We start from the raw sequence: 22,402 nt of genomic DNA on the forward strand, positions 1-22,402 counted from the left end.
CATTGATTTTTAACCAGAGGAGACAAGCATGCAAAAACGATTCGCCCTTCAATTGATCGCGGCTTGCGCGCTGGCCATGGGCAGCACGGCCGGCTTCGCGCAAGATGTGATCAAGATCGCCAACATCGTGGAACTGTCCGGCGGCGGCGCCACGGCGGGTACCAACTTCAAGAACGGCGTGGAGCTCGCCGTCAAGGAAATCAATGCCGGCGGCGGCATCCTGGGCAAAAAAATCCAGACCAGCACCGCCGACACCCAAAGCAATCCCGGCGTGGCCAAGGGCCTGACGCAAAAAGCCATTGACGACAATGTGTTCGCCATCTTCGGCCCGGTGTTCTCCGGCTCCATCATGGTCAGCATGGCCGAGTCGCGGCGCGCCGAAGTGCCCAACTTCACCGGCGGGGAGGCGGCCAGCATCACCGAGCAGGGCAACCCCTACGTGTTCCGCACCAGCTTCACGCAGTCCACCGCCATGCCCAAGGTGGGGCGCTACATCAGCGACCAGGCCAAGCTCAAGAGCATTGCCGTCATCTACGTGAACAACGACTTCGGCAAGGGCGGCATGGACGCTATCCGCAAAGCCCTGGCCAACTCGCCGACCAAGATCCTCGCTGAAATTTCCACCGAACCCGGCCAGGTCGACTTCTCGGCCGCTGTGCTGCGCGCCAAACAAAGCAATGCCGACGGCGTGTTCGCCTATTCCAATGAGGAAGAGTCGGCGCGCCTGCTGCGCGAGCTGCGCAAGCAGGGCTGGACCAAGCCCATCATCGGCGAGACCACGCTGACCGGCCAGAAGGTCATCGAGCTGGCCGGCGAGGCCGCCAACGGCGCGATCGCCCACGTGGGCCTGACGGTGGACGCCCCGGTGCCCGCCATCCGTGCCTTCAAGGCCAAGTTCGAGAAAGAATACAAATACATCTCCGACCACAACGGCATGAAGGGCTACTCCGGTGTCTATGTGCTCAAGGCCGCGATTGAAAGAGCCGGCAAGCTGGACCGCAAGGCCGTGGCCGAAGCCATGAAGGGCTTGAAGGTCAACACCGACAAATACCCCGGCGCGCTGATGTACACCGAGTTCGACAACAAGGGCGACCTGGACCGCATGAGCTTTATGGTGGAAGTCAAAAACGGCAAGCAGGAAGTCATCGACATGGTGCCGCCCCTGGGCCTGGCCACCCGCGACGTGAGCAAGGCCCTTCCCCTGGCGTCGGCCGCACCCGCACCCAAACCGGCCGCCTCCAAGCCGGCCGCCAAGAAGTGATGTAAACCCAGGCCGGCCGCGCGGGGCCGGCCGCCGGCGGGGCAGGGCGCAAGCCCCGTCCCACCGGAACCTCCGCTGACGACAACCGGCTTTCTCCACCATCGGACTTCTCCATGACGGACTTTCTCCAACTCTTTTTTTCGGGCCTGGCCACCGGCAGCATATATGCGCTGGCGGCACTGGGCTTCACCCTGCTGTGGCAGGCCTCGGGAACGATCAACTTCGCCCAGGGCGAATTTGTCATGTTGCCGGCCTTCATGATGCTGGCCTTCATCTCGCTGGGCGCACCCATGCTGGTGAGCTTTGTGATGGCGACGCTGCTGGCCGTGCTGCTGCTGGGCTGGGTCTTCAAGCGCGGCGTGGTGGACCCGCTCTTCAAATACGGCATGATGCCCATCGTCGTGGCGACCATAGGCCTTTCGATTGCGCTGCGCAACGGCGTGCGCGCCGGCTACAGCGCTGAAGCCCATCCTTTCCCCAGTCTCTTCGCCGACAAGCTGTTCAACATCGCCGGGGTCACGATCACCCTGCAGGACGTGGGCACCTTCGCGCTGGCGCTGGTGGTGGTGATGGCGACGCAGGCCTTCCTGGCCAAAACCGTGACGGGCCGCGCCATGCAGGCCGTCGCGCAAAACACCGAGAGCGCCTCGGTGCTGGGCATCAATGTGCCGCGCATGATTTTTTACACCTTCGCCATCAACGCCGTGCTGGCGGTGGTGGCCGCCTTGCTGGTGACGCCCACCTACCTTGCCAAGTTCGACATGGGCGAGGGCCTGGGCACCAAGGCATTTTTTGCCGCCATCATCGGCGGGTTCAACAACTCGCGCGGCGCGCTGCTGGGCGGCCTGATCGTGGGGGTGGCCGAAAACCTCGCCTCGGCCTACATCTCGCCCGCCTACAAGGACGCGGTGGCGCTGGTGATTTTTATGGTGGTGATTCTCTTCAAGCCACAAGGACTGCTGGGTAAAAAAGAGGAGCGCAAGGTATGAAGCTCGCCAACAACAAATTCGCCCTGGTGCTGACGGTCCTGGCGGCCCTGCTGGTGCTGGTGGTGCCGCAGTTCCTCAAGAACTACGGCATCTACCTGCTGACCTACTGGCTGGTCTTCATCGTCGCCACCATGGGCTTGAATCTCACGGTCGGCTATGCGGGCCAGAAGTCGCTGGGCCATGCGGCCTTCTTCGGCATAGGCGCGTACACCGTGGCCATACTCATGAAGGCGGGGGTCAGTTTCTGGCTGGGCCTGCCGGCCGCCGCGCTGATCTGCTTTGCCGTCGGCCTGGTCCTGGGCTTTCCGGCGCTGCGCGTGCAGGCGATTTACCTGGCCTTCGCCACGCTGGGCTTTAACACCGCGATCTGGCTGGTGATGCGCAACGAGGAGTGGCTCACGGGGGGCACCTTCGGCATCAACAACATCGCGCGGCCCTCGCTGTTCGGCTACTCGCTCGAAGGCAACCTGGCCTACTACTACTTCGTGCTGGCGGTCACCTTGCTGCTGGCGGGCCTGCTGTGGGGCCTGCTGCGCTCGCCCTGGGGCAAGGCCTTCACGGCGCTGCGCGACAACCCGATACGCGCCGAAAGCCTGGGCGTGAACATCCGCAACTACACGCTGCTGAGCTTTGCCATAGGCGCGGTCTATGCGGGCATTGCCGGCGCGCTGTTCGCCTCGCTGGTGCAATTCATCGAGCCCGGGCCTTTCGCCGTGGCCGCGTCCATCATGCTGTACCTGATGGTGGTGGTCGGCGGCGCCGGTTACTTCCTCGGGCCTGTCGTCGGCGCCGCCGTGGGTGTGGTGCTGCCGGAATGGCTGCGCGACGTGCCCCTGGTGTCCAACTGGTATTTGCCGATGTTTGGCGCCGCGGTGGTGATTTTGATGGTCTGGCTGCCCGACGGATTGCTCAGCATTCCCGACCGCATACGCAGCAAGCGCGCGGCGCGCGAGGCATCCCAGGCACGCGCTGCGGCCGCCGGCCGGATCGGAGCGACGTCATGAGCAATGCATTGTTAAAAGTCACCGGACTCAAAAAGGCTTACGGCGCCATCCAGGCCGTGGGCGGTGTGTCCTTCGAAGTCATGCCGGGCGAGATCTTCGGCGTCATCGGCCCCAATGGTTCGGGCAAGACCACCATGTTCAACAGCGTGCTGGGCCAGATCACACCCAATGAGGGAGCTATCGAACTCAACGGCCAGAACATCACCGGCCTGTCGCCGCTGGAACTGAGCCGGCGCGGCGTGGGCCGCACCTTCCAGACCCTGCAGGTCTTCGGCAAGATGACGGTGCGCGACAACCTCATCGTGGCCGCGCAGGAGCACAAGGGCAGCATGTTCAGCCGCATGTTCGCGCCCGGCGATTCAGGCCTGGGCGACAAGGCCGACGCGCTGATCGACCAGTTCCGCATACGCCACGTGGCCGACAAGCTGGCCGGCACCCTGAGCTACGGCCAGCAGAAGCTGGTGGACATCGCCATGGCCTTTATGGCCGAGCCCGACCTGGTGCTGCTCGACGAGCCCTGCGCCGGCGTGAACCCCAGCCTGGTGGGCGGCATCTCCTCGCTGCTCAAGGAGCTCAACCAGAACCCCAAGTTCGGCCGCAAGAGCTCTTTTGTCGTGATCGAGCACAACATGGATTTTGTGATGGACCTGTGCCACCGCATCATGGTGATGGTGGAGGGCAAGGTCATGGCCATCGGCACACCGGCGGAAATCCGGTCGAACAAAGAAGTGCTCGACGCGTATCTTGGGAACTAGCCCCCTGTCTCGGCTCACTTCGTGTAGCCGGAATCCCCCTCAGGGGGACAACCGCTGCGGCCCGGCAAAGCCGGTTCCGCGCCGTTACTGGGAAAAGCGATAGACAGGTGCTTCGTAGAGATTGGATTGATATGACAAGCGATATTTGCATTGAATTCGACGACGTGGTGGCGGGTTACAAGGATTTCATGATCCTGAACAACCTGTCCTTCAAGGTCAGGCGCGGCTCCATCACCCTGCTGCTGGGGCCCAACGGCGCGGGCAAGTCCACCGTGCTCAAAACCCTGTTCGGCCTGCTCAAGCCGCGCCAGGGCCACATCCTGCTGGACGGCGAGGAGATCTCGGGCGCCAGCCAGAAAGAGCTGCTGGCCAAGGGCATTGCCTTTGTGCCGCAGGGCCGCAACCTGTTCGGGCAGCTGACCGTGTTCCAGAACCTGGAACTGGGCGGCATCACCCTGGGCACCAAGACCACGCATGAGCGCATTCCCGAAGTATTGGAATTTTTCCCGCGCGTGAAGGAGCGTTTGCATTCCCAGGCCTCGGCGCTGTCGGGCGGCGAGCAAAAGCAGCTCGAGATCGGCCGCGCGCTGCTGCTGCGCCCCAAGGTGCTGCTGATCGACGAGCCCTCCATAGGCCTGTCGCCCATGGTGGTGCAGGACGTGTTCAAGTTGCTGCAAAAGCTGGCGGCCCAGGGCACGACGGTGCTGATGGTCGAGCAGAACGTCAAGAGCGCGCTCAAAATATCGGACGACGCCATCGCGCTGGAGTCGGGCCAACTGGTGTTGCACAAAAAAGCGTCCGAACTGCTGGCTGACCCGAACATCGAGCGCCTGTTCCTGGGCGGCGGCCATGTGCCGGGCGCGACCGTGAAGGCCGCCTGATCTGTCTGGAACACCTGACCGGGAGAACACCATGAGCACCGCCACACAAGCCCCCACCGACCGCGAAGCCATCCCCGAAGTCGCCAACCCGCTGGGCATGGACGGCATCGAGTTCATCGAATACACCACCTCCAAGCCGCAGGCCCTGGGCCAGGTGCTGGAGATGATGGGCTTCAGGCCGGTGGCGCGGCACCGCTCGCGCGAGGTCATGCTGTACCGGCAGGGCGGCATGAACGTCATCGTCAACGCCCACATTCCCGCCATGCCCGACGGCGCGGCCCCCACCGACAAGCCGGTGATCGCCGCCGTCGCGCTGCGCGTGCGCGACGCGGCCGAGGCCTACCGCCGCGCCCTGGCGCGCGGCGCCTGGGCCGTGCCTTCGCGTGTCGAGGTGATGGAGCTCAACATCCCGGCCATCCACGGCGTGGGCAAGAGCCGCATTTATTTTGTCGATCGCTACGAGACTTTCTCGATCTACGACGTGGACTTCGTGCCCATCCCGACCGTGGACCCGCGCCCGCCGGCCGTGGCGGGCCTGCATTTTTTCGGCGTCGTGCAGTACATCGGCAACGACCGCACCGAGGACTGGGCCGAGTTCTACCGCGAGCTTTTTGGCTTCACCGACCTGCCCGACGACCAGCGATTCGGCATACTGCCCAAGGGCCGCATCCTGCGCAGCCCCTGCCCGGCGGCCTCGCGTTTTTACCTGCAACTGATAGAACCCGAAGCCAGCGTGCTGGACGTGGAGGGCGACGAAGCCCTGCAGCGCGTGGGCCTGGGCAGCCCCGACGTGCTGGCCTCGGTGGCCGAACTCACCAAGCGCGGCGTGGAGTTTGTCGAATCGCGCGGCGTGCACACCGAGGACCGCGGCGCGCTGACCCGCACCTGGATGGGCAGCGTGAGCTTCGAGCTGGTCCACAACGAGCGCTGAACGGGCGGCACACACCATGAGCCACTACAGCGGAAACATTGACGACTTCGGGATGGACACCATCTCGCTCGCGGGGCCGCTGGAGGCCAAGCTCAAGGCCGTGCGCGAAGCCGGCTTCACGCAGATCATGCTGGCCGCCAGGGACATCGTCGGCCATCCCGAGGGCATGCAGGCCGCCGTCGCGGCGGTGCGCGCCAGCGGCCTGCGCGTCACGGGCTTTCAGGTGCTGCGCGACTTCGAGGGCCTGTCGGGCCACCTGCACGACTACAAGATGGACATCGCCAAGTCCATGCTGGACATGTGCCATGCGCTGGACTGCCGGTTGCTGCTGGTCTGCTCCTCGACCTCGGTGCATGCCACGGGCGAGACCGACGCGCTGGTGAAAGACCTGCGCAAGCTGGCCATGCTGGCGATCCCGATGAACATCAAGATCGCCTACGAGGCCCTGTCCTGGGGCCGTGTGGTCAACGAATTTCCGCAGGCCTGGGAGATCATCTGCCAGGCCGACATGCCCAACCTGGGCCTGGGCTTTGACTCCTACCATATGTTCGCCACGAACACCTCGCTGGAGGAGCTCGACATCCTGGACCCGGACAAGATCTTCCTGGTGCAGCTGGCGGACTTCATGTGGACCGAGATCAAGTCGGTCGAGGAGCGCATCGCCACCGCCCGGCATTTCCGCGTGTTTCCGGGCGAGGGTGTGCACAGCGAGGCGCTGGCCACGCTGGTGACCCGGCTGCACGGCCTGGGCTACCGCGGCGACTACAGCTTTGAGGTGTTCAACGACGACTACCAGCAGATGCCCTTGCCCTCGGTGGCGGAGCGCGCCTGGCGCTCGGCCCTGTGGCTGGGTGAAGACGTGCTGCGCCGTTCAGTCCCCTTGCCCAACCAGATGCGTTTAAAGCGGTAAACGATAAGCGGTGAGGCCTTATGCCGGGTTTGATTATTTTGAGAGTCGCATGGAATGAGCAGTATTTTTGAAGGTTTCCTCTCCACGCCCGAAGTCCTGGATGCATTCAGCGAGCGCAACTTCATTGATGCGATGCTGCGCTTTGAGGCTTCGCTGGCGCGCGCCCAGGCCGGCGCCGGCCTGATTCCCGAGGCGGCCGCCCAGTCCATCATCGGCACCTGCAAGGTCGAGCTTTTCGACGTCGCCAAGATCGTGCGGGAAAGCGGGCGCGCCGGCAGCATTGCGATCCCGCTGGTCAAAAGTCTCAAGGAAACCGTGGCGCTCTTTAACAAGGAGGCCGCCGCTTATGTGCATTTCGGCTCCACCTCGCAGGACGTCATAGACACCGCGCTGGCGCTGGTGACGCGCAATGCGCTGAACCTGGTCGAGGCCGACATCCGCAAGGCGGTGGCGGCCCTGCTGGTGCTGGCGCGCCGCCACGCAGCCGACCCGGTGATGGCCCGCACCCTGATGCAGCCGGCTTCGGTCACGAGTTTTGGTTTTAAATGCGCGGGCTGGGCCGCGCCGCTGGCGCGCAGCCTGCTGCGCCTGCGTGTCGCCGGCGACAACGCGCTGGCCGTGCAGCTGGGCGGCGCCGTGGGCACGCTGGCGCAAATGCAGGGCAAGGGCCCGCAAATCATCGCCCACATGGCCGTCGACTTGAAGCTCAAGGCCAGCGCCTTTCCCTGGCACACCCAGCGCGACGAATGGGTGGCGCTGGGCTGCGAGCTGGGCTTGCTGGTGGGCAGCCTGGGCAAGGTCGCCAAGGACATTTCGCTGATGGGCCAGTACGAGATCGGCGAGCTGGCCGAACCCACCGAGCCCGGGCGCGGCGGTTCCTCGGCCATGCCGCACAAGCGCAACCCGGTGGCCTGCATGGTGGCGCTGGCCGCCAGCGTGCGCGCGCCGCAGCGCGTGGCCGCCTTGCTGGCCGCCATGCCGCAGGAACACGAGCGCGCGCTGGGCAACTGGCAGGCCGAGCTGGCCGAATGGCCGGGCCTGCTGATGTCGGCGCATGGCTCGGTGCGCGCCATGGCCCATGCACTGCCCGGCCTGCAGGTGGACACCCAGCGCATGCGCGCCAACCTCGATGCATTGCGCGCTGAGCTGCCGCCGGACGCGGCTGAGGAATGGTTTAACCCCGAACTGGCCAAGCAGGCCGCGGCCCAGGCCCACGCCCAGGCCGATGCGCTGCAGGCCCTGGTTTTGCAACCCGACGACAACAAACGCAGCAAGGTGAGTTCATGAGCAACGCGAAAAGTGACAACGAAAAAGGCATGGTCAACCGCCGGCGCGTGCTCGGCGACGCCTGGGTGGACAAGTCCATCGCCAAAAGCAATGCCTTCAACAGCGAGTTCCAGGACCTGATCACGCGTTATGCCTGGAACGAGATCTGGGGCCGGCCGGCGCTGGGCGACAAGACGCGCCGCCTCATGGTGCTGTCGACCATGATCGCGCTCAAGGCCTATGAGGAGTTCGCGCTGCATGTGCGCGCCGCGCTGGACGGCCCGCCCGAATCGCGGCTCACGCCCGACGAGATCAAGGAAGTCATCTTGCAGGCCGCGATTTATTGCGGCGTGCCCGCCGCCAACCATGCGTTTGCGCTGGCCGGCGAGATCCTGCGCGAAAAAGGCCTGCTGCCGGAAAGCCAAGCATGAAAAAACCTTATCTGCACTGGGCCCGGGAGGGCAGCGGACCGGTGGTGGTGCTCAGCCATGCGCTGGGCTGCGAACTCGGCATGTGGGACGGCGTGGCGGCTGCGCTCAAGTCGCGCTACACCGTGCTGCGCTACGACCACCGCGGCCACGGCCGCTCGGAAGCCGTGCCCGGCCCCTACAGCATGGCGATGCTGGCCGATGACGCGGCGGGCTTTATCGCGGCGCAGGGCGGCGGCCCCGTGCATTTTGTGGGCCTGAGCATGGGCGGCATGACGGCGCAGGCGCTGGCTGCGGAATATCCCCAGCTGGTCAAAAGCATCACGGTCGCCAATGCCGCGATGTATTACGACGAAGCGGCGCGCGCCATGTGGGCGGCGCGTGTGCAGACGGTGCTGGCCCAGGGCATGGAAGCGATTGCCGACGGCGCGCTGCAGCGCTGGTTCACGCCCGAGTTCCGCGCCGATGAAACAGGCGGCGGCAAGCAGCGTGTGGCCGCCTTGCGCGAACGGCTGGTGGGCACCGACGCGACGGCCTATGCCGCGAGCTGCAAGGCGGTGGCCGGCATAGACTTTCGCGCCAGCAATGGCGGCATCCAGTGCCCGGCCCTGGTGATTGCCGGCACGCGCGACGAGGCCACGCCCGTGGCCATGTCCGAGGCGATCTGCAAGAGCATTCCGGGCGCCCAGCTTGAAACCTTGCCGGCCGCGCACCTGAGCGCGGTCGAGCAGCCGGCTGCCTTTGCCGCATTGCTGGAGCGCTTTTTCGAAAGCCAGGGCTGAGATGGCGCAGCCAGCCGCTGTGGTGCGGGGCATTGCGGTCGCGGGCGCCGGCGTCATAGGCCGGCGGCATATCGAGCTCATACAGGCCAGCCCGCGCACCCGCTTGTGCGCCGTGGTGGATCCGCAGCCGGCCTCGCGGGACTTTGCCGCGGGCCTGGGCGTGCCGCATTTTGAAAGCCTGGAGGCCTTGTTCGCAGGGCCGGCCGCAGCCCGCCCCCAGGGGGTGATCCTGGCCACGCCCAACCATTTGCATGTGCCCGGTGCGCTGGCCTGCGCGCGCCAGGGCGTGCCGGCGCTGATTGAAAAACCCGTGGCCGATTCCCTGGAGGCCGGTCTGCAATTGGCCGAGGCGCTGGCCAAGCAATCCACACCCATGCTGGTGGGCCACCACAGGCGGCACAGCGGCACGTTGCAGGCGGCGCGGCACGCCATCCGGTCTGGCCTGCTGGGCCGTGTGGTCACGGTGGCGGGCAGCGCGCAGTTCTACAAGCCGGCCAGCTATTTTGCGCAGGGCGCCTGGCGCGCGCAGGCCGGCGGCGGCCCCATCCTGATCAACCTGATCCACGAGATGGACAACCTGCGCTACCTGTGCGGCGAGCTGGAATCCGTCCACGCCCTCGCATCCAACGCGGTGCGGCAGTTCGCGGTGGAAGACACGGCCGTGATGACACTGAAATTCGCCAGCGGCGTGCTGGGCACGTTTACGCTCTCGGACACCGTGGCCTCACCGCGCAGCTGGGAGCAGACCTCGGGCGAGAACACGGCGTATGCACGCTATGCCTCGCAGGACTGCTATTTCATCGCCGGCACACAGGGCTCGCTGGCCGTGCCCACCCTGCAGGCCTGGACCCATGGCCCCGACAGCCGCGGCGAGCCCGGCTGGATGACGCCTTTCACCGAACAGACCCTGGCCCTGGAGGCAGTGGACCCGCTGCAGGCGCAGCTGGACCATTTCTGCGATTTGATGGACGGCAAGGCAGAGCCGATAATCACGGTCGCGGATGCCTTGCAAAGCCTGCTGGCCGTGGAGGCCGTGCGGCGCTCGATCGCCACCGGCGAAACCGTCGCGCTGCGGGACCTCGCAGCCAACCCTCGTCAACCCTGAACCCCTGGAAAGACTTGCTTCATGAAAACAGCCCTGGTCCTCAACGGCCCCAACCTCAACCTGCTGGGCACGCGCGAACCGGCCGTGTACGGCTCGCAGACTTTGGCCGACGTCGAGGCGCTGTGCGTCCAGGCCTGCAAGGCCCACGGCTTCAAGCTGGACTTCCGGCAAAGCAACCACGAAGGCGCGCTGATAGACGCAATCCATGAGGCGGGCCGCGCGCAGGCCGCCGGCACCCTGGCCGGCGTGGTGCTCAATGCGGGCGCTTACACCCATACCAGCGTGGCCCTGCACGACGCCATCAAGGGCGCGGGCGTGACGCTGATCGAGCTGCACATCAGCAATGTGCATGCGCGCGAGGCCTTCCGCCACCACTCCTACATCTCGCCGGCCGCCAAGGCCGTCATGGCCGGCTTCGGCGTCAAGGGCTACGCCCTGGCCATCGCAGGCCTGGCCGAACTGGCCGGCTGAAGCGGCCCGGGCGCCGACTGGCATGGCCGCGCCGCCTAAATTTCCGGTTGACGAACGCGAGGTCGAGTTCAGCGCCATACGCGCCCAAGGCGCGGGCGGGCAGAACGTCAACAAGGTTTCCAGCGCCATTCATTTGCGCTTTGACATCGCTGCATCATCCTTGCCCGATGCCGTCAAGGAACGCCTGCTTGCCAGCAGCGACAGCCGCATCACGCAGGAGGGGGTGTTGGTGCTCAAGGCGCAGCAGCACCGAACGCAGGAAATGAACCGCGCCGACGCGCTGGCGCGGCTGCAGGAGGTGGTCGATGGGGTTTCCACACCGCCCAAGGCGCGGCGGGCGACCAAACCGACTTATGGGTCCAAGCAGCGGCGGCTGGCGGGCAAAAGCCGGCGCTCGGACATCAAGTCGTCACGAGGCAAGGTGGGCGGAGGCGATTGAGCCGCTCAAGTCACCGTATAGCGGCCAGGCTTGTGATTGACCCACAGGAACAGGCTCATCAGCACGGCGGCCATCACGGAATAGCTGACGCGTTCGGGCGGCACCACCAGCAAGGCCAGCAGCACCACGATGGCGTCAATGGCCATCTGCACCTTGCCTGCGCGCCAGCCGTGCTTTTCCTGCAGGTAAAGCGTCACGATGGTGGCGCCGCCCAGGCTGGCCCGGTGCCGGGCCAGGAAGAGGCAGCCGCTTCCCAGCAGCAGGCCGCCCACCAGCGCGGCATACAGCGGATGGATGTCCGCGATATCAAGCACCCTGGGCGACCAGTCCGCCAGCAGCGACAGCAAGGCAATCGACAGGAATGTCTTGAGGGTGAACTCGCGCCCCATGCGGGTCCATGAGAACCAGTAAAAGGGCAGGTTGACCAGAAAGAACAGCTTGCCGAAACTGATGCCGGTGGCGTAGTGCAGCACAAAGGCCATGCCGGCCGTGCCGCCCGTCAACAGCCCTGCCTGGTTGAAGATCACCATTGCCAGCGACACAAACAAGGTCCCCGTGAAGATGCCCTGCGCATCGTCAAAGAGGGTGTGGCGTTCAGGGACTGAGGATTGGGCCATATCGGAAACTGGAAGAGCGCCGGCGGACGGCACTTCAGGCTCAGCATGATCCATGCCAAATGGCGCCCACCCGCCAGGCCTGTCCGGCCGCCGGATCGTAGCCAAGGGCGTTACAGGGGTCTAGCCCAATGAAATTGGGTCCAAGTAGCTATAAAAACAATAGCGATTTGCCTTGATGGGCACTGCGGCGGGCGTGAAGGCCTAAAGCCTGTCCCGCACCTGCGCGGTGATCTCCAGCGAGCGCCGGGCAACCGCCGGGTCGTAAATATGTGTGGTCACCATCAACTCATCCGCCTGGGTCTCGGCGATAAAAGAACGCAAACCCTCCTGGACAGTGGCCGGAGACCCCGCCACCGCATATTTCAACATCCGCTGCGCCCCCACCCGCTCGGCCGGCGACCAGTAGGCGTCAATGTCATCGATGGGCGGCGGCATGGGGCCGGGGGTGCCGCGCAACAGGTTGGTCATGGCCTGCTGGACCGAGGTGAGCTGGTAGCGCGCTGCTTCGTCGCTGTCGGCGGCCACTACATTGGCGGCGACCATGGCGTAGGGCTTGTCCAGCTGCGCCGAGGGTTCGAAGCGGTTACGGTAGGTCTCGAGGGCCTGCATCAACATGTCTGGCGCGAAGTGCGAGGCAAAGGCAAAGGGCAGGCCCAGCGCGGCGGCCAGCTGGGCGCCGAAGAGGCTGGAGCCGAGTATCCAGAGCGGCACCTTCAGGCCGGCGCCCGGCACGGCGCGGATCCTCTGGCCGGGCTCTATGTCTTCAAAGTAGTAGCGCAGTTCCTGCACGTCCTGAGGAAAGGTGTCGGCATTGTTCTGGTGGTCGCGGCGCAGCGCGCGGGCGGTCAGCTGGTCGGTGCCGGGCGCGCGGCCCAGGCCCAAATCAATGCGGCCGGGATAGAGCGAAGCCAGCGTGCCGAACTGCTCGGCGATCACCAATGGCGAATGGTTGGGCAGCATCACACCGCCCGATCCCACGCGGATCGTGCTGGTGCCGCCGGCCACATGGCCTATCACCACCGCGGTGGCGGCGCTCGCGATGCCGGGGTTGTTGTGGTGCTCGGCCAGCCAGAAGCGCTTGAAGCCCAGCTGCTCGGCATGCCGGGCCAGGGCCAGTGTGTTGCGAAAAGCGTCGGCGGCGGTGGCGCCTTTGACGATGGGGGACAGGTCAAGGACTGAAAAGGGAATCATGAAAATCTGGGGGGGGGGCGCCTCGTGAGTGAAGCGCGACGGGCCAGTTTAGGAGCTTCGCGATGGCCGCACGGGTGGCAGGGTATAAACCCTGCATGAGCGATCTCCCGGACATTCATTTACCTCATGAGGCGCACGCGCTGCTGCGCACGGCCAGCCGTTTTGAAACCCCTTGCGGCGACGGGGCCATGGTCTGGCACAGCTGGGGCCATGCCACGCGCCGGCCCGGGCTCGCGCCGCTGGTGCTCCTGCATGGCGGCAGCGGCAGCTGGATGCACTGGCTGCGCAACATCCCCGCGCTGGCCGCGTCGGGCCGCTGGCTGCTGGTGCCCGACTTGCCCGGCTTTGGCGATTCAGCGGCGCCGCCGCGCGGCACCGATGCCGACGTATTGCCCGAGCCGGTGGAGCAGGGGCTGGCCATGCTGGTGGGCGATGCGGCCTGCGACCTGGTGGGGTTTTCGTTTGGCGGCATGGTGGCCGGCTTCCTGGCCGAGCGCTTCCCGGCCCGGGCCGCGCGTGTGGTGCTGGTGGGCGCGCCCGGCCTCGGCGTGGCGCCGGAAAAAGCCATTCGCCTGCGCGCCTGGCGGCACCTGCCCGATGCGGCCGAGCGCGACGCGATACACCGGCACAACCTCGCGGCACTGATGCTGCACCACGAAGAAGCCATCGATGAACTGGCCCTGCGCCTGCACATCGCCAATGTGCTGCGCGACCGCATGAAGGGCCGCAGCCTGGCGCGCACCGATGCGCTGGCACAGTCGCTGGCGCGGCTGCGCTGCCCGGTGTGGGCGATTTATGGGCGTGAGGATGCGCTGTACCGCGGCAAACTGGATGCGCTGCGGGAGGCCCTGGCGCGGGCCGCGGATTTCAGGGGCCTGGCGCTGGTGGTGGACGCCGGCCACTGGCTGCAGTTTGAGCGGGCCGCTGCTTTCGACAAAGCACTGCTGGCCGCGCTGGATGCCTAGCGCTTATTTTTCGATCGCGAGCAGCTCGATGTCGAAGGTCAGCGTGGCATTGGGCGGCACCACGCCGCCGGCACCGCGCTCGCCATACGCCGTGGCGGGCGGGCAGGTCAGCGTGGCCTTGCCGCCGACCTTGATTTTTTGCACGCCTTCGGTCCAGCAGGGCACAACACGGTTCAGCGGAAAGCTGGCGGGCGCGCCGCGTTTGTAGGAGCTGTCGAATTCCTTGCCGTCGGCCAGCGTGCCGCGGTAGTGCACCTTGACGGTATCAGTCGCCTTGGGCTGCGGGCCTGTGCCGTCGGCCGTGTGCACGACCTTGACGCCGCTGGGCAGGGTTTCGGCCGGGGCGGCGGCAAGGGCGGCGGTGGACACCGCGAAAGAGGCGAGGCAGGCCAGTGCGGCGGTCAATGTTTTCATGGGAATCATGGCTTTCATGGTTTTCACGGATAAGGGGACTGCGGGGAGTGCTGCGCGGATTATCGCCGCGGCGCCGGCTGGCCTATCATGGGCGTGTCGGCAGCCGCCCCTGCGGCAGACCTTGAATCCCACCAGGAGGATGCGCCCATGAACCATCGCGATGAGCACGATGCCCGCAGGCGAGCTTTTTTGCAGCGCGCCGGCCTTGGGGCCGCGGCCATGGGGTCTTTGCCGCTCCAGGCCTTTGCGGCCGGGCATGAAACGCTGCCCTTCGGCAATGGCGAACGCGAGCTGGTGACCTACCCGGGCAAGCGCCCGCTGCTGCGCGTCACCACGCGGCCGCCGCACCTGGAAACACCGTTCAGCGCCTTCGGTGAAGGGGTGATCACGCCCAACAATGCCTTCTTCGTGCGCTACCACCTGGCCAATATTCCCAAACGCATAGATGCCGGGGCTTACCGGCTGCGCGTGGGCGGCCATGTCAAGCAGTCACTGTCACTCTCGCTGGCCGAACTCAAGGCCCTGGCCGCGCCGGTCGAGGTGGTGGCCGTCAACCAGTGCTCGGGCAACAGCCGTGGGTTCTTTGAGCCGCGTGTCTTCGGCGCCCAGCTGGGCAACGGCTCCATGGGCAATGCGCGCTGGGTCGGCGTGCCGTTGCGCGCCGTGCTCGAAAAAGCCGGCGTGCTGCCCGGCGCCAAGCAGGTGGCGTTCAACGGCCTGGACACGCCGGTGCTGCCCAAGACGCCGGACTTCATCAAGGCCCTGAACATAGACCTGGCGCTCAGCGCCGAGCCCATCGTGGCCTGGTCCATGAACGGCGCCGACATTCCTTTCCTCAACGGCTACCCGATCAAGCTCATCGTGCCCGGCTACTTCGGCACCTACTGGGTCAAGCACCTGAGCGAGGTTGTTGTGATGGACCACGGCTTTGACGGTTTTTTCATGTCCACGGCCTACCGCGTGCCCGACAACGCCTGCCAGTGCGTGCCGGCCGGCACGGCGCCCACGGCGACGCGGCCCATCACCACGCTGCCGGTGCGCTCCTTCATCACCAGCGTGGCGGGCGGCGCGCGTGTGCCGGCGGGCAAGCCGCTGCAGCTCAAGGGTATTGCCTTTGACGGCGGCAGCGGCATACGCAAGGTCGAGGTGTCGGAAGACGGGCAGCAGTGGCGCGAGGCCGTGCTGGGCAAGGACCTGGGGCGCTTCTCGTTCCGCGAATGGAGTTTCGGCATGGCGGCTCCGCGCAAGGGCGAACTCAAGCTCATGGTGCGCGCCACCAATATGCAGGGCGATGTGCAGCCCGCCATGGCCAGCTGGAACCCGGGCGGTTATGCGCGCAACGTTGTTGAAACCACGCGCCTGCTGGCGGTCTAGGAGATCGCCATGAACATCTTCAACCTGATTGCCGTGCGTGCCCTGTCCGTGGCCGCTTTGGCCCTGGGCTGCGGCGCCGTATGGGCGCAAGCCGTGCAGAGCGTGACCCTGCCGCTGGAAACCGCCAGGCTCAAGCCTTCCAAGCTGGCCGGTTACCAGCTCGCGCTGCAGAAATGCGGCATCTGCCATTCGGCCGATTACATCAGCCAGCAACCGCCGGCCATGACGGCCGCGCAGTGGACCGCCGAGGTGCGCAAGATGGAGCATGCCTATGCCGCGCCGCTCAGCGACGGCGACGTGGCACAGATCGGCGAATACCTGGCCGTGACCTATGGCGGCGCCAAACCCACGCTGGGGCCGGTGGGGGCGGCAACGCCGGCTCCTGCCGCAGCTCCCGGCACCCCGGCCGCGGCCGTCGATGTGCAGGCCGTGCTCAAGGCCAATGCCTGCCTGGGCTGCCATGCGGTGGCGCAGAAAATCGTCGGGCCGGCCTACCACGACGTCGCGGCCCGGTACAAAAGCGACCCACAGGCCCAGGCCAGGCTGGAAGCCAGCATCAAGGCGGGCGGTTCGGGCAAATGGGGGCCGGTGGTGATGCCGCCGTTTGCCAACCTGAGCCCGCAGGAGCTCAAGGCCCTGGCGGCCTTTGTGCTGAAACAATAGGCCTGCTTTGGCTCCAAAGCCCTAAAATTGGTAAGGCCAACGTGCCTGGAATTGAATTGGCCTTACCTTTCGGGCCATCACCCATGGCAAAACCCGCCGTCGCATAAACTGCACGTCACGCAGAGGACTCATGCTGGACCAACTCAAACAGGTCGACAACCGTCGGCTCTACCAACAAATCGCCGACCAGATTCGCGCCTTCATTGACAAGGGCAACTACGCCGCGGGTGCGCGGCTGCCGCCGGAGCGCGATCTGGCCCAGCAGCTGGGCGTCTCGCGCCCCTCGGTGCGAGAGGCGCTGATAGCGCTGGAAATCGAGGGCAGCGTGGAAGTGCGCATGGGCGCCGGCGTGTATGTCTGCAGCGCGGCCCAGCGCAAGCCGCAGGCCCTGGCCGCCATGGGTGAAAGCCCGATCGAGCTGATGCAGGCGCGCGCCGCCGTCGAGGGAACCATCGTGCTGCAGGCCTGCGCCAAAGCCACGCCCGAAGCACTGTCGGCGCTGCGCCAGATTCTGGACAACATGCTGTCCGCCATGGCGCAAAACCGCTCGCCCCTGGCCTTTGACCGGCAGTTTCACCAGACGATTGCGGCCATGACAGGCAACTCCGTACTGGAGCGGCTGGTAGGCGAGTTATTCGACGAGCGCCACAGCCCGATTGCCGCGCGCCTGAGCGCGCATTCCGAATCCGGCCAAAGCTGGGCCACTGCACTGCAGGAGCACGAGGCTATCTTGCGCGCCCTGGAGAGTCGCGACGTACTGGCCGCGCAGACCGCCATGCGCGCGCACCTGCAGGCCTCCGAGCAGCGCTGGGTCGAGAGCCGCCGCGAATGGTCATGAGCCAGGCTCCGCGCCCTTAAGCTCCCTTGGTCAGGCCTGTGCAATTGCGCAGGCTTTTTTTCGTCTTTTCACACCGGTTGTGACCCTGAGGCCACGGGTAAGCACCAATACACACGCACCCCTTGGTAAGGCCAAATACGCCAAATTGTGTCAGGTGGCCTTACCAATTTGCAAAGCTGCAAATTCATTCCTTCCGTCCCCCTGATCCGCCCAGAGGAGTTCGCATTGCTGTCATCCGTGTCCGATCCCGTCCGTCCCGAGGCGCCCAGCCCCGCCGAGGCTGGCGTGCTGTTGCGCCTGGAAGGGATTACCAAACGCTTCCCAGGGGTGCTGGCACTGGACGGCGTGAGTTTTGAGGTGCGAAGTGGCGAGGTCCACGCGGTGTGCGGCGAAAACGGCGCAGGCAAATCGACGCTGATGAAGGTGATCAGCGGCCAGTACCAGCCCGATGCGGGGGCCCTGCACTACCGCGGCGAGGTCCGCCAGTTCCAATCCCCCGCCGAATCCGAGGCTGTCGGCATAGCCATCATTCACCAGGAACTGAACCTGGCGCCGCACCTCACGGTGGCCGAAAACATTTACTTGGCCCGCGAACCACGCAAAGGCTGGCTGATTGACCGGGCGGCGCTGCGCCGCCAGGCACAGCAGTGCCTGGACCGGCTGGGACTGGACATCGCACCGGACGCGCTGGTCAAAACCCTGTCGGTGGCCCAGCAGCAGATGGTGGAAATTGCCAAGGCGCTGTCGCTCAACGCCCAGGTGCTCATCATGGACGAGCCCACGTCCTCCCTCACGGAGTCGGAGACCGAGACGCTGTTTGCCATCATCCACGAGCTCAAGCGCACGGGGGTGGGTATTGTCTACATCTCCCACCGCCTCGACGAGCTGGCGCTCATCGTGGACCGGGTCACCGTCTTGCGCGACGGGCGCTACGTGTCCACCGAACAGCTGGCCGACACCAGCGTGGAAGAGATCGTGGCCAAGATGGTGGGGCGCCCGCTGGACGATGTATTCCCCAAGAGAACATCCGTGCCCACCAGTGAGGTGTTGTTGCGCGTGCAGGGCCTGACGCGCCAAGGCGTGTTTCACGACGTGAACTTTGAGCTGCGCCGCGGCGAAATCCTGGGCTTTGCGGGGCTCATGGGGGCTGGCCGCACCGAAGTGGCCCGCGCCATTTTTGGTGCCGACCCCATCGACGCCGGCGAGGTGTTTCTGGGCGGGCAGCGCCTGGCCATTCGCTCGCCGCGGGATGCCGTGCGCCAGGGGCTGGCCTACCTGTCGGAGGACCGCAAGCACGACGGGCTGGCATTGAAGATGACCGTGGCACAGAACATCACGCTGGCCCATATGGAGGCCGTGTCCAACCGTGCGGGCATGATCCAGTTTGCCAAAGAGCAGGATGCCGCACGCCACTACATCGGCGCGCTCGACATCCGCACGCCCGGCAGCAGCCAGATCGTGCGCCTGCTCTCGGGCGGCAACCAGCAAAAACTCGTGATCAGCAAATGGCTGTTCCGTGAATCACGCGTGCTGTTCTTTGACGAACCCACACGCGGCATTGATGTGGGCGCCAAGTACGCGATCTACCAGTTGCTGGACCAGCTCGCCGGCCAGGGTATCGGCGTCGTGTTGATCAGCTCCGAGCTGCCCGAAATCATGGGGATGACCGACCGTGTCGCGGTCTTCCATGAAGGCCGCCTGGTCACCATACGCCCCACCCGCGAGACTCATCAGGAGGAAGTCATGCACTACGCCTCCGGCCGCAGCGTGCCCTCTGCCAACTGAGCAGCTGAGCCCTCCAAGACCCTTTCCCCGGACCCCACCATGACCGAACAACAACAAGACCTGTTTCAAAAATTTGCCGCGCTGGCCAGCCTGCTGGGACTCATCGCCATCTTCTCGTTCACCAGCAACGCCTTTTTCAGCGTGGGCAACGGCATGACCGTGGCGCTCCAGGTGACGTCCATTGCCTACCTCGGCATCGCGGCGACCTGCGTGATCATCACCGGCGGTATTGACCTCTCGGTAGGCGCCATCCTGGCGCTGGCCGGCGTCGTGGCGGCCATGCTGGTCAAGGCGGGCGCGCCCGTGCCGCTGGGCATGTTTGCCGGCCTGCTGGTCGGCGGGCTGTGCGGGCTGATCAACGGCCTGTGCGTGACGGTGCTCAAGCTGCCGCCCTTTATTGCCACCTTGGGAATGATGCTGGTGGCACGCGGCGTGGCCTTGCAGCTGACCGACGCCCGCGCGATCAGCGGCCTGGGCGACAGCTTTGCGGCACTGGGCAACGGAGCCTTGTTCCGCATCGTCAATATCGGTGCGGACGGTTTCCCTGACGTGGTGTTCGTCGGCATTCCCTATCCCGTGGTGCTCATGGTCGCGCTGGCGCTGGCCGTCTCCATCCTGCTGAACCGCGCCACGCTGGGGCGCCATCTGTACGCCATCGGCTCCAACCTGGAAGCCGCCCGGCTTTCGGGCGTGAACGTCAAGGGCGTGACGCTGTTTGCCTACGTGCTTTCCGGCCTGCTGGCCGGGCTGACCGGCTGCGTGCTGATGTCACGCCTGGTCACGGCCCAGCCCAGTGAGGGCCTGATGTACGAATTGGATGCCATTGCCGCCGCGGTGATAGGCGGCACCTCGCTCACGGGCGGTGTGGGCACGGTGTCGGGCACCGTCATTGGCGCGTTCGTGATCGGCATCCTGCGCAACGGTTTGAACATGAGCGGCGTGTCCGCTTTCACCCAGCAAATTCTGATTGGCGTCGTCATCCTCCTGGCCGTCTGGATCGACCAGATGCGCCATCGCAAGTGATCCCTACCGGCAGGGCTTACCGGGACTTCGAGAGACAACCTCTACAACCACCCATGAGGAAAGAAATGAAAAAATTTATCCACACCCTGATCGCAGCCGCCCTGGTGGCTGCGTCGTCGATGGCCCTGGCCGCCGACAAGGAAATCGCCGTCATCGTGAAGACCGCCAACTCGGACTTCTGGCAAAACGTGAAAAAAGGCTCCAACGCCGCCGTAGGCGGCCTCAAGGGCTACACCGCCACCTTCCAGGGCGCGGCATCCGACACCGACCTGGCCGGGCAGGTATCCCTGGTGGAAAACGCCGTGAACCGCAAGGTCGCCGGCATTGTGCTGGCGCCTTCGGATCCGGATGCCCTGATCCCCGCCATCAAAAAGGCCTGGGAAGCCAAGATCCCGGTTGTGTTGATTGACTCCGCCGCATCGGATGCCGGCAAGCCTTATTACCAGTCCTTCCTGGCCACCGACAACAAGGCCGCCGGAGAAATGTCCGCCAAGACGCTGATCGACAAGATCGGCACCACCGGCAAGATTGCCATCATGTCCTACACCGCGGGCTCGGGCTCTGAAATCGGCCGCGTGGGAGGCTTCACCGACTACATCAAGAAGCACTCCAAGCTGCAGATCGTGGGTCCCTTCTATTCCAACTCGCAGATGGGTACCGCACTGAACCAGACCACCGACGTGCTGGCGGCCAATCCCGACCTCAAGGGCATCTTCGGCGCCAACGAGCCCACCGCCATCGGCATGGGCCGCGCACTGGTTCAAGCGGGCAAAGCCGGCAAAGTGGTCGCCATCGGCTTTGACGGCAACTCCGACCTGCAAGGCTTTGTGAAAGACGGCACCATCGAGGCGATTGCCGTGCAAAGCGCCTTCGAGATGGGCAACCTGGGCGTAAAGACCGTGGCGGAAATTGTGGAAGGCAAGAAAGTGCCGGCCTTCCGCGATACCGGCGTGTTGATGGTGAACAAGAAAAACATCGACACACCCGCCGCCAAGAACGTTCTCTACTGAACCAGCCGAACCCAAGGATACCTCCGGCACCGGCTGCCGGAGGAGGGCCTATGCACACCACGGATTTGAAACACCTTTCCCGCCCAGCCTGAAGAAAATCCCATGCTGATCGACGCGCACCAGCATTTCTGGAACCTGGCGGACCGCAACGGCCACTGGCCGCCGGCCGACCTGACCGCCATCTACCGCGACTTTGGCCCCGCCGACTTGCGCCCCGAACTGGAGCGATGCGAGGTGGGCGCTACCGTGCTGGTCCAGTCGCTGCCCACCATCGCCGACACCCACTACCTGCTGGAGATAGCGCAGCGCAATCCCTTCGTGCTGGGTGTCGTGGGCTGGGTAGACCTGCTCGCCGCGGATGCCGCCGCGCACATCGCAGCGCTGGCGCGTCACCCCAAGCTCAAGGGGCTGCGCCCCATGCTGCAGGACCTGCCCGATACCGATTGGATCAGCAAGCCCGCATTGGACCCGGCCCTGCGCGCCATGCAAGCCCACGGACTGGTGTTCGATGCCCTGGTGCTGCCCCGGCATCTGCCGGCGCTGCAGGCCATGGCCCGGCGCCATCCCTCGCTGTCCATCGTCATCGACCACGCGGCCAAGCCCGAAATCGCCCTGGGGCGGCTGGAGCCCTGGCGCGCCCACATGGAAACGCTGGCTAGCCTGCCCCAGGTGCACTGCAAGCTCTCCGGGTTGCTCACCGAGGCCGGTGCCCAGCCCACCGCGCAGGCGCTGGGCCCGTATGTGGACCATGTCCTGAAGGTCTTCGGCGTGCGCCGGCTGATCTGGGGCAGTGACTGGCCGGTACTGGAGCTGGCAGCCGACTACCCCGGCTGGCTGGCCATGGCCCGCGCCCTGTGCCGCGCCCACCCGGGCATGGACGACGCCGGCATGGCGGCCATCTTTGGCGGCAATGCGCGCCGCCTGTACCACCTTGACTGACATTTATACGGAGATTGCATGCAACGAATGGGATGGGTCATTGGTATCGACCCCCAACACATCGCCGAATACAAGCGCCTGCACGCGGCCGTCTGGCCCGCTGTGCTGCAGCGCATTCACCAGTCACAGGTGCGCAACTACAGCATCTTTCTGCGGGAGCCGGAAAACCTGCTGTTCGGCTACTGGGAATACCACGGCCAGGACTTTGACGCGGATATGGCGGCTATCGCCGCCGATGCGCAAACGCAGCGTTGGTGGGCCCTGTGCGGCCCCTGCCAGCGCCCCCTTGAAACCCGCGGCCCGGGCGAGCACTGGGCCGCCATGGAATCCGTATTCCACATCGACTAACCACTTCCACCCG

Annotated in this window: 25 protein-coding genes; 22 read left to right on the forward strand and 3 right to left on the reverse strand. The window is 65.4% G+C overall.

Annotated elements, in window-relative coordinates; translation table 11 throughout:
- Positions 1-28 precede the first annotated feature (28 nt).
- The 13 genes from ACEN9P_RS18740 to arfB all read left to right on the forward strand — a co-directional run bounded on the left by ACEN9P_RS18740 (position 29) and on the right by arfB (position 11,222).
- A complete protein-coding gene (locus ACEN9P_RS18740; protein ID WP_495620116.1) occupies positions 29-1,261 on the forward strand; it encodes an ABC transporter substrate-binding protein in 1,233 nt (410 codons plus the stop codon).
- Between the two features lie 113 nt (positions 1,262-1,374).
- Positions 1,375-2,250, forward strand: a complete 876-nt coding sequence (locus ACEN9P_RS18745) for a branched-chain amino acid ABC transporter permease (protein ID WP_074575524.1) — start codon at positions 1,375-1,377, stop codon at positions 2,248-2,250.
- On the forward strand, positions 2,247-3,254 hold the full coding sequence (locus tag ACEN9P_RS18750) for a branched-chain amino acid ABC transporter permease (RefSeq protein ID WP_007870925.1): 1,008 nt from the start codon (positions 2,247-2,249) through the stop codon (positions 3,252-3,254). Before ACEN9P_RS18745 ends, ACEN9P_RS18750 begins: the two co-directional genes overlap by 4 nt.
- Entirely contained in the window at positions 3,251-4,009 is a 759-nt protein-coding gene (locus ACEN9P_RS18755; RefSeq protein ID WP_477660842.1) for an ABC transporter ATP-binding protein, read from the forward strand. Before ACEN9P_RS18750 ends, ACEN9P_RS18755 begins: the two co-directional genes overlap by 4 nt.
- A gap of 131 nt (positions 4,010-4,140) precedes the next feature.
- Positions 4,141-4,890, forward strand: coding sequence for an ABC transporter ATP-binding protein (locus ACEN9P_RS18760; RefSeq protein WP_477660843.1), 750 nt, complete (start codon positions 4,141-4,143; stop codon positions 4,888-4,890).
- A 31-nt stretch (positions 4,891-4,921) separates the two neighbouring features.
- Positions 4,922-5,821 (forward strand): 4-hydroxyphenylpyruvate dioxygenase, encoded by a 900-nt coding sequence (locus ACEN9P_RS18765; protein WP_477660844.1) that lies wholly within the window; start codon positions 4,922-4,924, stop codon positions 5,819-5,821.
- A 16-nt stretch (positions 5,822-5,837) separates the two neighbouring features.
- Positions 5,838-6,731: a sugar phosphate isomerase/epimerase family protein gene (locus tag ACEN9P_RS18770; RefSeq protein ID WP_477715641.1), complete on the forward strand. Its 894-nt coding sequence runs from the start codon at positions 5,838-5,840 to the stop codon at positions 6,729-6,731.
- A gap of 54 nt (positions 6,732-6,785) precedes the next feature.
- Entirely contained in the window at positions 6,786-8,018 is a 1,233-nt protein-coding gene (pcaB, locus tag ACEN9P_RS18775; protein ID WP_495620117.1) for a 3-carboxy-cis,cis-muconate cycloisomerase, read from the forward strand.
- Positions 8,015-8,428 carry a carboxymuconolactone decarboxylase family protein gene (locus ACEN9P_RS18780; RefSeq protein ID WP_495620118.1) on the forward strand — a complete coding sequence of 138 codons (414 nt, stop codon included), beginning with the start codon at positions 8,015-8,017 and terminating at the stop codon, positions 8,426-8,428. The genes pcaB and ACEN9P_RS18780 overlap by 4 nt, the downstream gene beginning before the upstream one ends.
- Positions 8,425-9,207 (forward strand): alpha/beta fold hydrolase, encoded by a 783-nt coding sequence (locus tag ACEN9P_RS18785; RefSeq protein ID WP_495620119.1) that lies wholly within the window; start codon positions 8,425-8,427, stop codon positions 9,205-9,207. The genes ACEN9P_RS18780 and ACEN9P_RS18785 overlap by 4 nt, the downstream gene beginning before the upstream one ends.
- 1 nt (position 9,208) lies before the next feature.
- On the forward strand, positions 9,209-10,312 hold the full coding sequence (locus ACEN9P_RS18790; RefSeq protein WP_477660849.1) for a Gfo/Idh/MocA family protein: 1,104 nt from the start codon (positions 9,209-9,211) through the stop codon (positions 10,310-10,312).
- A 21-nt stretch (positions 10,313-10,333) separates the two neighbouring features.
- A complete protein-coding gene (gene aroQ / locus ACEN9P_RS18795; RefSeq protein WP_413329618.1) occupies positions 10,334-10,783 on the forward strand; it encodes a type II 3-dehydroquinate dehydratase in 450 nt (149 codons plus the stop codon).
- Positions 10,784-10,805: 22 nt separating this feature from the next.
- Entirely contained in the window at positions 10,806-11,222 is a 417-nt protein-coding gene (arfB, locus tag ACEN9P_RS18800; protein WP_477660850.1) for an alternative ribosome rescue aminoacyl-tRNA hydrolase ArfB, read from the forward strand.
- A gap of 5 nt (positions 11,223-11,227) precedes the next feature.
- Here arfB and ACEN9P_RS18805 read toward each other — a convergent pair whose 3' ends face one another.
- Complete coding sequence (locus ACEN9P_RS18805) at positions 11,228-11,839, reverse strand: DUF6198 family protein (protein WP_477660851.1); 612 nt, start codon at positions 11,837-11,839, stop codon at positions 11,228-11,230.
- A gap of 201 nt (positions 11,840-12,040) precedes the next feature.
- Complete coding sequence (locus tag ACEN9P_RS18810; RefSeq protein WP_477660852.1) at positions 12,041-13,030, reverse strand: LLM class flavin-dependent oxidoreductase; 990 nt, start codon at positions 13,028-13,030, stop codon at positions 12,041-12,043.
- Between the two features lie 95 nt (positions 13,031-13,125).
- On the opposite strand from ACEN9P_RS18810, the gene ACEN9P_RS18815 reads away from it, so the two are divergent.
- Positions 13,126-13,995 carry an alpha/beta fold hydrolase gene (locus tag ACEN9P_RS18815; RefSeq protein ID WP_495620120.1) on the forward strand — a complete coding sequence of 290 codons (870 nt, stop codon included), beginning with the start codon at positions 13,126-13,128 and terminating at the stop codon, positions 13,993-13,995.
- A gap of 3 nt (positions 13,996-13,998) precedes the next feature.
- On the opposite strand, the gene ACEN9P_RS18820 is transcribed toward ACEN9P_RS18815, so the two are convergent.
- Positions 13,999-14,409 carry an FKBP-type peptidyl-prolyl cis-trans isomerase gene (locus ACEN9P_RS18820; RefSeq protein ID WP_036839335.1) on the reverse strand — a complete coding sequence of 137 codons (411 nt, stop codon included), beginning with the start codon at positions 14,407-14,409 and terminating at the stop codon, positions 13,999-14,001.
- Between the two features lie 147 nt (positions 14,410-14,556).
- On the opposite strand from ACEN9P_RS18820, the gene sorA reads away from it, so the two are divergent.
- From sorA to ACEN9P_RS18860, 8 genes are all read left to right on the forward strand, one after another.
- Positions 14,557-15,783 (forward strand): SorA family sulfite dehydrogenase catalytic subunit, encoded by a 1,227-nt coding sequence (sorA, locus tag ACEN9P_RS18825; protein WP_495620121.1) that lies wholly within the window; start codon positions 14,557-14,559, stop codon positions 15,781-15,783.
- A gap of 9 nt (positions 15,784-15,792) precedes the next feature.
- The gene (gene sorB, locus ACEN9P_RS18830) at positions 15,793-16,446 is read left to right on the forward strand and encodes a SorB family sulfite dehydrogenase c-type cytochrome subunit (RefSeq protein WP_495620122.1); all 654 of its coding nucleotides are present in this window, start codon (positions 15,793-15,795) and stop codon (positions 16,444-16,446) included.
- Between the two features lie 130 nt (positions 16,447-16,576).
- Positions 16,577-17,284 (forward strand): FadR/GntR family transcriptional regulator, encoded by a 708-nt coding sequence (locus ACEN9P_RS18835; RefSeq protein ID WP_495620123.1) that lies wholly within the window; start codon positions 16,577-16,579, stop codon positions 17,282-17,284.
- Positions 17,285-17,509: 225 nt separating this feature from the next.
- Complete coding sequence (locus ACEN9P_RS18840; RefSeq protein WP_495620124.1) at positions 17,510-19,069, forward strand: sugar ABC transporter ATP-binding protein; 1,560 nt, start codon at positions 17,510-17,512, stop codon at positions 19,067-19,069.
- Between the two features lie 39 nt (positions 19,070-19,108).
- Positions 19,109-20,092 (forward strand): ABC transporter permease, encoded by a 984-nt coding sequence (locus ACEN9P_RS18845; protein ID WP_477660858.1) that lies wholly within the window; start codon positions 19,109-19,111, stop codon positions 20,090-20,092.
- 65 nt (positions 20,093-20,157) lie between these two features.
- Positions 20,158-21,102, forward strand: coding sequence for an ABC transporter substrate-binding protein (locus ACEN9P_RS18850; protein WP_495620125.1), 945 nt, complete (start codon positions 20,158-20,160; stop codon positions 21,100-21,102).
- Between the two features lie 102 nt (positions 21,103-21,204).
- Positions 21,205-22,041, forward strand: coding sequence for an amidohydrolase family protein (locus tag ACEN9P_RS18855; protein ID WP_495620126.1), 837 nt, complete (start codon positions 21,205-21,207; stop codon positions 22,039-22,041).
- A gap of 18 nt (positions 22,042-22,059) precedes the next feature.
- A complete protein-coding gene (locus ACEN9P_RS18860; RefSeq protein WP_495620127.1) occupies positions 22,060-22,389 on the forward strand; it encodes an L-rhamnose mutarotase in 330 nt (109 codons plus the stop codon).
- Positions 22,390-22,402 lie beyond the last annotated feature (13 nt).

The sequence above is a fragment of the Polaromonas sp. Polasp52 genome (assembly GCF_059491565.1).

What these genes read in the sequence shown, in the direction of transcription:
- ACEN9P_RS18770 (WP_477715641.1), top strand. Translation starts at nt 5,838, where the DNA reads ATGAGCCACTACAGCGGAAACATTGACGACTTCGGGATGGACACCATC.
- ACEN9P_RS18810 (WP_477660852.1), bottom strand. Translation starts at nt 13,030, where the DNA reads ATGATTCCCTTTTCAGTCCTTGACCTGTCCCCCATCGTCAAAGGCGCC.
- ACEN9P_RS18820 (WP_036839335.1), bottom strand. Translation starts at nt 14,409, where the DNA reads ATGAAAACATTGACCGCCGCACTGGCCTGCCTCGCCTCTTTCGCGGTG.
- ACEN9P_RS18860 (WP_495620127.1), top strand. Translation starts at nt 22,060, where the DNA reads ATGCAACGAATGGGATGGGTCATTGGTATCGACCCCCAACACATCGCC.
- ACEN9P_RS18845 (WP_477660858.1), top strand. Translation starts at nt 19,109, where the DNA reads ATGACCGAACAACAACAAGACCTGTTTCAAAAATTTGCCGCGCTGGCC.
- ACEN9P_RS18785 (WP_495620119.1), top strand. Translation starts at nt 8,425, where the DNA reads ATGAAAAAACCTTATCTGCACTGGGCCCGGGAGGGCAGCGGACCGGTG.
- sorA (WP_495620121.1), top strand. Translation starts at nt 14,557, where the DNA reads ATGAACCATCGCGATGAGCACGATGCCCGCAGGCGAGCTTTTTTGCAG.
- ACEN9P_RS18750 (WP_007870925.1), top strand. Translation starts at nt 2,247, where the DNA reads ATGAAGCTCGCCAACAACAAATTCGCCCTGGTGCTGACGGTCCTGGCG.
- ACEN9P_RS18790 (WP_477660849.1), top strand. Translation starts at nt 9,209, where the DNA reads ATGGCGCAGCCAGCCGCTGTGGTGCGGGGCATTGCGGTCGCGGGCGCC.
- ACEN9P_RS18815 (WP_495620120.1), top strand. Translation starts at nt 13,126, where the DNA reads ATGAGCGATCTCCCGGACATTCATTTACCTCATGAGGCGCACGCGCTG.
- ACEN9P_RS18760 (WP_477660843.1), top strand. Translation starts at nt 4,141, where the DNA reads ATGACAAGCGATATTTGCATTGAATTCGACGACGTGGTGGCGGGTTAC.
- ACEN9P_RS18765 (WP_477660844.1), top strand. Translation starts at nt 4,922, where the DNA reads ATGAGCACCGCCACACAAGCCCCCACCGACCGCGAAGCCATCCCCGAA.
- pcaB (WP_495620117.1), top strand. Translation starts at nt 6,786, where the DNA reads ATGAGCAGTATTTTTGAAGGTTTCCTCTCCACGCCCGAAGTCCTGGAT.
- ACEN9P_RS18780 (WP_495620118.1), top strand. Translation starts at nt 8,015, where the DNA reads ATGAGCAACGCGAAAAGTGACAACGAAAAAGGCATGGTCAACCGCCGG.
- ACEN9P_RS18835 (WP_495620123.1), top strand. Translation starts at nt 16,577, where the DNA reads ATGCTGGACCAACTCAAACAGGTCGACAACCGTCGGCTCTACCAACAA.
- ACEN9P_RS18850 (WP_495620125.1), top strand. Translation starts at nt 20,158, where the DNA reads ATGAAAAAATTTATCCACACCCTGATCGCAGCCGCCCTGGTGGCTGCG.
- ACEN9P_RS18745 (WP_074575524.1), top strand. Translation starts at nt 1,375, where the DNA reads ATGACGGACTTTCTCCAACTCTTTTTTTCGGGCCTGGCCACCGGCAGC.
- ACEN9P_RS18855 (WP_495620126.1), top strand. Translation starts at nt 21,205, where the DNA reads ATGCTGATCGACGCGCACCAGCATTTCTGGAACCTGGCGGACCGCAAC.
- aroQ (WP_413329618.1), top strand. Translation starts at nt 10,334, where the DNA reads ATGAAAACAGCCCTGGTCCTCAACGGCCCCAACCTCAACCTGCTGGGC.
- ACEN9P_RS18740 (WP_495620116.1), top strand. Translation starts at nt 29, where the DNA reads ATGCAAAAACGATTCGCCCTTCAATTGATCGCGGCTTGCGCGCTGGCC.
- ACEN9P_RS18755 (WP_477660842.1), top strand. Translation starts at nt 3,251, where the DNA reads ATGAGCAATGCATTGTTAAAAGTCACCGGACTCAAAAAGGCTTACGGC.
- arfB (WP_477660850.1), top strand. Translation starts at nt 10,806, where the DNA reads ATGGCCGCGCCGCCTAAATTTCCGGTTGACGAACGCGAGGTCGAGTTC.
- sorB (WP_495620122.1), top strand. Translation starts at nt 15,793, where the DNA reads ATGAACATCTTCAACCTGATTGCCGTGCGTGCCCTGTCCGTGGCCGCT.
- ACEN9P_RS18805 (WP_477660851.1), bottom strand. Translation starts at nt 11,839, where the DNA reads ATGGCCCAATCCTCAGTCCCTGAACGCCACACCCTCTTTGACGATGCG.